The 441-nt window shown below is 62.1% G+C and carries 1 protein-coding gene; it reads left to right on the forward strand.

The features are described from left to right. A partial coding sequence (locus I6F16_RS37600; protein ID WP_225174788.1) for a helix-turn-helix transcriptional regulator occupies window positions 1–414 on the forward strand: 414 nt, incomplete at its 5' end. Window positions 415–441: the final 27 nt, after the last annotated feature.

Genomic DNA, 441 nt, shown 5'->3' on the forward strand with positions numbered 1-441 from the left:
GTCCGCGCCCTGTTCGCCGCCCGCCTCGTCCAGGCGCGGGAATTGCGTGCGCTGAGCCAGCGCGCGCTGGGGGATCGCATGGGCCTGGGTAAGCAGAAGGGCTCGTCTCGAATCAATCGGTACGAGCACCAGCGAACTGCAATCGGCTTCGATAACCTGGAAGCGCTCGCGAAAATCCTGAATGTCCCGCCTGCCTACCTACTCGCGGATAACGCCACAATGGCTGCTGCGATTCTGGCTTTGGGCAATGCCAAGCCTCGCCACCAGGATGACTTGACCCAGGTCTTGGGTCATTTATGCGCCGACCCCACCCTCACACGTGCGCTCTTGAAGGTGCTCGCACGCGCACAGCCCAAGTCCAAGGACCTGCGCGAGTCGTTGAACGCCTTAGCCAAGGACGTCACGAAAGACTGATCCCCCAGCAACGGACATGCCCGTTGC

Origin of the sequence: Bradyrhizobium sp. IC4060, assembly GCF_020193715.1 — a bacterium.
Taxonomy (GTDB): domain Bacteria; phylum Pseudomonadota; class Alphaproteobacteria; order Rhizobiales; family Xanthobacteraceae; genus Bradyrhizobium; species Bradyrhizobium yuanmingense.